General features: G+C 44.4%; 8 protein-coding genes. 5 read left to right on the top strand and 3 right to left on the bottom strand.

Annotated elements, in window-relative coordinates; genetic code table 11:
- Window positions 1-209 precede the first annotated feature (209 nt).
- Window positions 210-1,595 (top strand): argininosuccinate lyase, encoded by a 1,386-nt coding sequence (argH, locus tag RMO79_RS10100; protein WP_310483017.1) that lies wholly within the window; start codon window positions 210-212, stop codon window positions 1,593-1,595.
- Window positions 1,596-1,829: 234 nt separating this feature from the next.
- Here argH and RMO79_RS10095 read toward each other — a convergent pair whose 3' ends face one another.
- Window positions 1,830-2,003, bottom strand: a complete 174-nt coding sequence (locus tag RMO79_RS10095) for a hypothetical protein (protein WP_015157954.1) — start codon at window positions 2,001-2,003, stop codon at window positions 1,830-1,832.
- A 317-nt stretch (window positions 2,004-2,320) separates the two neighbouring features.
- On the opposite strand from RMO79_RS10095, the gene RMO79_RS10090 reads away from it, so the two are divergent.
- Window positions 2,321-3,169 (top strand): alpha/beta hydrolase, encoded by an 849-nt coding sequence (locus RMO79_RS10090; RefSeq protein ID WP_310483016.1) that lies wholly within the window; start codon window positions 2,321-2,323, stop codon window positions 3,167-3,169.
- Window positions 3,170-3,227: 58 nt separating this feature from the next.
- On the opposite strand, the gene RMO79_RS10085 is transcribed toward RMO79_RS10090, so the two are convergent.
- Window positions 3,228-3,413: a hypothetical protein gene (locus tag RMO79_RS10085; protein ID WP_310483015.1), complete on the bottom strand. Its 186-nt coding sequence runs from the start codon at window positions 3,411-3,413 to the stop codon at window positions 3,228-3,230.
- A gap of 71 nt (window positions 3,414-3,484) precedes the next feature.
- Here RMO79_RS10085 and RMO79_RS10080 point away from each other — a divergent pair, with 71 nt between their 5' ends.
- Window positions 3,485-4,717, top strand: coding sequence for a helix-turn-helix transcriptional regulator (locus RMO79_RS10080; protein ID WP_310483013.1), 1,233 nt, complete (start codon window positions 3,485-3,487; stop codon window positions 4,715-4,717).
- Here the strand turns inward: RMO79_RS10080 and RMO79_RS10075 are convergent.
- Window positions 4,673-4,909: a hypothetical protein gene (locus RMO79_RS10075; protein ID WP_310483012.1), complete on the bottom strand. Its 237-nt coding sequence runs from the start codon at window positions 4,907-4,909 to the stop codon at window positions 4,673-4,675. The two genes, RMO79_RS10080 and RMO79_RS10075, sit on opposite strands and share 45 nt — an antisense overlap.
- Before the next feature lie 134 nt (window positions 4,910-5,043).
- Here RMO79_RS10075 and RMO79_RS10070 point away from each other — a divergent pair, with 134 nt between their 5' ends.
- Both RMO79_RS10070 and RMO79_RS10065 read left to right on the top strand, forming a co-directional pair.
- Entirely contained in the window at window positions 5,044-6,012 is a 969-nt protein-coding gene (locus tag RMO79_RS10070; protein ID WP_310483011.1) for an NHL repeat-containing protein, read from the top strand.
- 77 nt (window positions 6,013-6,089) lie between these two features.
- Window positions 6,090-6,695, top strand: a 606-nt coding sequence (locus RMO79_RS10065) for a hypothetical protein (protein WP_396136566.1), incomplete at its 3' end; no start/stop codon positions are given.

The raw sequence follows: 6,695 nt of genomic DNA, 5'->3' as shown, positions 1-6,695 counted from the left end.
AGTACTACCACTACTACCGATAGTTCCCCACCCTTAATTCAGGAGCTTGCGCCCCTGTTCTTTAACTAATAACGTAAGTTGCTAGTTAGGACTTGGGGAAAGGGTAAAGGGTAAAGGAAAGATGCCTTCGCTTGCTGCTTTTTCCCCTTTCCCCCTTCCCCTTTCCCCCTTTTCACACCAAAAAACGGTAACTAGCAACTTGGATTAATATGGATCGACCACAGACTTGGAGCGATCGCTTTGAAGGTACTCTACATCCAGCGATCGCTAAATTTAATGCTAGTATTGGCTTCGATCTCGAATTGATCGAATACGATCTGACGGGTTCTTGCGCCCATGCCCAAATGTTGGCTCGCACGGGGATTATCAGCCCCGCAGAGGGTGAGGAATTAGTCGCTGGGCTAGAAACGATTCGCGCTGAATATCGGGCGGGTAATTTCCATCCTGGCGTGGATGCTGAAGATGTGCATTTTGCCGTCGAGCGACGGTTGACTGAGCTGGTTGGCGATGTGGGTAAAAAGCTCCATACCGCCAGATCGCGTAACGATCAGGTCGGTACTGATACGAGATTATACCTGCGCGATCGCATCCGCCAGATCCAATCCCAAATTCGCGAGTTTCAGCAGGTATTACTGACGCTGGCGCGGGAAAATGTGGATACGCTCATTCCCGGCTATACGCATCTCCAACGCGCGCAGCCATTGAGTTTAGCTCACCATCTGCTGGCTTATGTAGATATGACGCAGCGGGACTGGGAACGCTTGGGCGATGTCTATAAGCGGACGAATATCTCGCCGTTAGGCTGCGGCGCACTGGCGGGAACAACTTTTGCGATCGATCGCGCGTACACAGCCCAGCTACTGGGTTTCGACGATATTTACGGGAATAGTTTAGACGGCGTGAGCGATCGCGATTTTGCGATCGAATTTCTCAGTGGTGCGAGTCTAATTATGGTACATTTAAGCCGTTTGGCTGAAGAAGTCATTATCTGGGCTTCTGAAGAGTTTCGATTTGTCAGTTTGACCGATCGGTGTGCCACGGGTTCGAGTATCATGCCTCAGAAGAAGAATCCCGATGTGCCAGAGTTAGTACGGGGGAAAACCGGACGGGTATTCGGGCATCTTCAAGCGATGCTGGTATTGATGAAGGGCTTGCCGCTGGCTTATAATAAGGACTTGCAAGAAGATAAGGAAGCTCTGTTCGATGCTGTCGATACGGTGCGAGCTTGTCTGGAAGCGATGACTATTTTAATGCGCGAGGGGATCGAATTTCGCCCAGCTCGGCTAGCTGAAGCAGTCGCGGCGGATTTTGCCAATGCTACCGATGTTGCTGACTATTTAGCTGCTAAAGGGGTACCGTTCCGCGAGGCTTATAATTTAGTAGGTAAAGTAGTGAAAACTTGCTTGAGCCAAAATAAACTGCTCAAAGATCTCAGCTTGGGAGAATGGCAAGAATTACATCCCGCGTTTGAAGCTGATATCTACGCCGCCATCGATCCGCGCCAGGTAGTCGCCGCGAGGAATAGCTATGGTGGAACTGGATTCGATCGCGTCCGCGAAGCAATCGATCGCGCTACAGCTAAAATTAATGAATAACATTCATCTGGCGTGAGGTCACAGATGTTGGGGTAATTTACACATCCCATCCACCAACCTACCGCAGAGATCTTCCCTAAAATTGAAAATAGGGGCAATTCATAAATTGCCCCTATTTTCGATCGATTTTAGGGCTTTAAATCCCAGGGGAGATCGTACCTTAATTCAACAATGCCGTAATTCCCAACCAAGCGCAGTATTTAAATTTCCCTGCTCGTTCGGAACTCAACTAGTTCAAGTTGCTGCTGCGGAGGTATCTTCGTTATCTTCCTCAGCCGAAGTGCCATTAGATTGAGGGCGGAATCTGGATTTGAACATCCGTCCGCCAGTGGGGCGTTTTCTAAACTTACGAGCGTATGCTTGATTACGCTCCGCCTTTTCCTTCTTCAGGTTGCGGCGTTTTGCCATATGTGCCTCTGTAAAAATAAACGATAGTTAATAGCTGCCAACTCAATCGGGACTGAAGTTGTCAGGGGTATGCACAGCATCCTTAGCCGTCTGAACCGAAGTATCGAGATCTAACCAGCGGAAAATGAATCCGAGCGGACGTAGCTTGACCACATTATATCATACGCGATCGCGTACCTAAATTACTAGTAACGCAAGTTGCTAGCGATCGTTTTTGAGGGTGGGGAGTAAATTAAATCTATCGGAATGTAGGCACAGTCAGATTATCATTTAGATTATGGTGGTATTTCATATTGAATTTAGCTGCACTCTAGCTTATGGTCGCTCGTAGTTCTCGAATCAAGCTCTCAGCAGGACAAATATTCTGGCACGAAGCGGGAGCCGATCGTCGTCCGGTAGTAATATTTTTGCATGGTAGTTGGCACGATAATACACAATGGTCGAGTGCGATCGAAATCTTGAGCCAAAATTTTCAGTGTTTGGCAATCGATTTACTCGGTTTTGGAAATTCGATTGCATTACAAACACCAACTACAATCGAGATGGAAGTCGATTGTCTGCATGAATTTTTAACGGCACTCAAGTTACGGCGGGTTTATCTAATCGGACATTCACTCGGTGCCTGGATTGCTGTTAGTTATGCCTTAAAATATCCCCAGTCAGTCACCGGAATAGTGGCAATTTCGCCAGAAGGATTTTCTTTGAATAATTGGCAGCAATATCATTTTCTTGCCAAATTGGTAATCGGCAATCCAGTCTTATTTAAAGTTTGGTTAAAGAGTTTACAGATAGTTGCATCGATCGCCGATGGTGCAAAACCGTTAGAAAAAGCTCAAGCCAATTGGCGATTATTAGAAAATTTCCCGACTACTTGCAAGCTATTATTTCAGAGATCGACGCGCGAGATTCGGCGCGAACTAGTTGCCGATCGGTTAGATCGATTTAGCTTGCCATTCCTGATTTTACAACCCGATACAGCCAAACAGATAATTATCGAACAAAGTCAAGCTTATGCTAGTGCAGTTCGTCAAGCTGAGTATAAGTTAATTAATGGATCTAATCTTGCTAGCGATCGAGAATTAATGCCCCAAGTAGCACGAGAAATATCTGATTTTCTCAATCGAGTCCAACTTCAATTCGAGCAAAATGCATCGCTAGGTGGGTGACTATACGATCGGCTAGATCTATTAGTAATAATTTACCATTATAGTGCCGAACTATAGATTATTTAATGTTTAAATCGACTTCGATCTGCGAACATAAATTTTGAATGCAATCTATTTGTAGATCGATAGAATTAGCGATATTGTTGAGATCGAGCGATCGCGTCTCGATGTGTTGATTGGCGATCGAACGGATGCGACGATCGAAATTTAAGGGGATCTGACAATTTTTCTGATTTGTCTGCATAAAACTAGCTCGCTCGACTGATAGTTAAATATCGCTACCAACCAGATCGATCGTTTTCGAGATTTACAAATGTGAAAAAACTAAATAGTCGAGATCTACAATTAATTAACAATTGTGTTAGAGAAATTTATTCACTCCGCACATTAGCAGAATTTCCCAAATGGGTAATGTTGCTGTTAGAAGATTTAATTGTCTCTGAAGAATCTTTTTGTTGTAGCTTTACCGAACGAGTCAATATGATGGCGGGAACGATGGTAAATAGCTGGACGGATGTCGCCACTCCAGAATATTTACGGGATAATCCCGCCTTGCAAAACTATCTAGCTACTGGCAATCCCCATCCTAACAAAATATCTAATTTTATTAGCGATCGCGAATTCCTCAATCGCGAAGGTTTATATGAAACGCTATTTTTACACTATGGAATGCGCGACCAATTAGGATTCATGGTTAGCGATTCTCGTCGGGCTGATGGTTTAATTGCTTCATTCGAGGAGGTCTTGTGCGATCGACTCAGATCGTTAGTAGATGGTTCTCTGAGGACAGAAGACCGACCGTTACTATCCGCAGTTATCGCCGATTCTACCACTTTTTATCAAAATGAAACCCTCGGACATTTATCGATCGGGTTTCACCGCAGTACTCGTTCTTTTACAGACCGCGATCTAGCCATCCTGTCGATCTTATTACCTCATTTAAAAGTTGCCTATAAAAATTCCCAACAGTCTACTAAATTCCAGCTTCAATTAAAGCAGTACTCGCAAGCATTCGATAAAATGAATGCAATTATCCTAGATCTAAGTGGTGAAGTCAGATATATTTCTACCGCCGCTGGTAACTTACTCTCTCGTTATTTTGATGGGGAATGGCTAAATTCTAATCGATTACCCGAAAGTCTCGATAGTTGGGTCAAACAGCAACTATTAAGAGCGCAATCCGATCTCACTCCGCCCGATCTGTCTTTTCAAATCGAACAATCCGATCGCCAGTTAAACATTAATCTATTGTGTGATTTTGCCGCCGAGCAACATTTACTCATCTGTACTGAAAAATCAAGCGAATTTTCATCTGCGCAACATTTACAGTCGATTGGCTTGAGCAAACGCGAAGCTGAAGTTTTGGCATTGGTAGCAGCAGGAAAAACTAATCCTCAAATCGCCCAACACCTGACGATTAGCGTCAAAACTGTCAAAAAACACGTAGAGCATATTTTTAGTAAATTAAATGCCGATAGCCGCATCGATGCTGTTAACAAAGCTTTACAAAAATTCGGTGGCGGAGCCGCTGGAAACGAGTACCGCTAAAGCTGCTAAATAAATACGTCTAAGGACGTATCGACCTTCTAGGTAGACTTGATATACTTTGAAACCAGAATGAAAATTTACACTTACATCATTAGTAGAAATGGCGTAGGTTTTGGCAATGGGCAACGATCGGCTCATCGATCGGTTGCCTGAATTATCCGGATCGAACGAGTGCAAAATTACTGAATTCAAATTAGATAAGACAAGGTGTGTAGCAGGGAACGGCTTCATGGTTTCGGGATGACTACTCCCGAATACCATGAGTCGATTTTTTCTAACACCCGATCGTAAATATACCCCACCCCATTTCCCCGAAAATTTACACCATGAAACTAAAAGATTCGAGCATCCCCAAACAAGGTAAACTTTCGATCGCACTACTTGTCGGTGCGGCTGTGTGTTTCCCGATCTCCTCAAATGCGGCTATTCTCTACGAAGCAGATTTCAGCGGAGACAAAATCAATCAGATTGATACTACTAATGGATCTGTCACGCCTTTTGTTACTACTGGACTGAGTAACCCTGGTGGCATTACATTTGATGCGAATGGCAATCTCTTTGTACCAAACGCTGGTCTCGGCACGGTTGTGAAGATTTCCAATGGTCTGCAATCTACTATTGCTTCTGGACTTAGCACTCCAGCGGGATTGGCGTTCGATGCGAATAACAACCTGTTTGTAACGAATTTCAGCTCGAACACGATCTCTAAGATTTCCAATGGTCTGCAATCTACTATCGCGACCGGACTTGGAAATCCCGCTCGTGTGGCATTCGATAAAAATGGCAACCTCTTTGCCTCAAATTTTGGCACAGGTACAATTATCAAGTTCTTAGCCAATGATATTCCATCAGGAACTTTCTCTACTATTGCTACTGGATTTACCAACCCCAGTGGGCTGGCATTCGATGTGAGTGGTAACCTGTTTGTCACGGATCAAGGATCTGGCAGAATTAGTCGGTTCTTAGCCAATGATATTTCATCAGGAATCTACACTACGATCGCTTCAGGATTTAATCGCCCTGCCGATCTTGTATTTGATGAAAACGGCAACCTCTTTGTATCAAATTTTGGATCGGGCACAGTAAATGAATTTTTAGCTAATAATATCTCATCAGGAACTTTCTCTACCATTGCTACCGGACTTAATGGCCCTGGTGGACTGGCATTTGCGCCGTCTGCCTCTACAGCCGTCCCCGAACCATTCACCATTATCGGCACATTAATCGGTGGTACAGCCGCATTCCGCATGAGAAAGAAACTCGGTGCGGCTAAGTTAGCAAATGCGATCGACTAAGTATTTGGATTTGAAACCTAGTTCTTCCTCACAGTTTTTGCAACATCTATCCCACCGATTTCCCCAAGGCTTATTTTATGAATATTTCACGTAGTAGCCTGTCGATCGCACTACTTGTCGGTGCGGCTGTTTCTTTCCCGATCGTTACGCAGACAAATAGTGCTAGTGCTGCAACCCTCCTGTCTGAAAATTTCAACAGTGTTTCCACTGGGCAAAATCTTACTTCTGGTATTCCCAGCTTTAACGTCATCGGCGACGTTGACGTACTTGGATCCAGCCCCATTCTGTTCGATGCTTACCCTGGCAATGGTAATTATATAGACTTAAATGGTAGCCGCACTGGAGGACTTTCATCGATCGCTGCTTTTACTTTTAATGCTGGTGATTCGGTCACAATTGCATTTGACTACGGGCCATCTGGACAAAATGAGAATTTCACTGCCAGTCTCGGCAGTATTTTTTCCATTCCATTCTCATCTAATACTCTCGTATTTAGTAAATTCTCCCAAACCTTCACTGTTAGCAGCCCAACAACCGCTAATCTTGTCTTTGCTTCTGGCAATAGTGGTGTCAATGGTTACATCATTGATAACGTCGTACTTTCATCTGTTTCGGCTACCTCTGTCCCCGAACCATTCACTATTATCGGCACATTAATCGGCGGTACAGCCGCAGTTCGCATG

This window comes from Chamaesiphon sp. VAR_48_metabat_403 (assembly GCF_031422475.1).
Taxonomy (GTDB): Bacteria; Cyanobacteriota; Cyanobacteriia; order Cyanobacteriales; family Chamaesiphonaceae; genus Chamaesiphon.
This window is presented reverse-complemented; position numbering and strand designations above follow the sequence as displayed.

What these genes read in the sequence shown, in the direction of transcription:
- RMO79_RS10090 (WP_310483016.1), top strand. Translation starts at nt 2,321, where the DNA reads ATGGTCGCTCGTAGTTCTCGAATCAAGCTCTCAGCAGGACAAATATTC.
- argH (WP_310483017.1), top strand. Translation starts at nt 210, where the DNA reads ATGGATCGACCACAGACTTGGAGCGATCGCTTTGAAGGTACTCTACAT.
- RMO79_RS10095 (WP_015157954.1), bottom strand. Translation starts at nt 2,003, where the DNA reads ATGGCAAAACGCCGCAACCTGAAGAAGGAAAAGGCGGAGCGTAATCAA.
- RMO79_RS10070 (WP_310483011.1), top strand. Translation starts at nt 5,044, where the DNA reads ATGAAACTAAAAGATTCGAGCATCCCCAAACAAGGTAAACTTTCGATC.
- RMO79_RS10085 (WP_310483015.1), bottom strand. Translation starts at nt 3,413, where the DNA reads ATGCAGACAAATCAGAAAAATTGTCAGATCCCCTTAAATTTCGATCGT.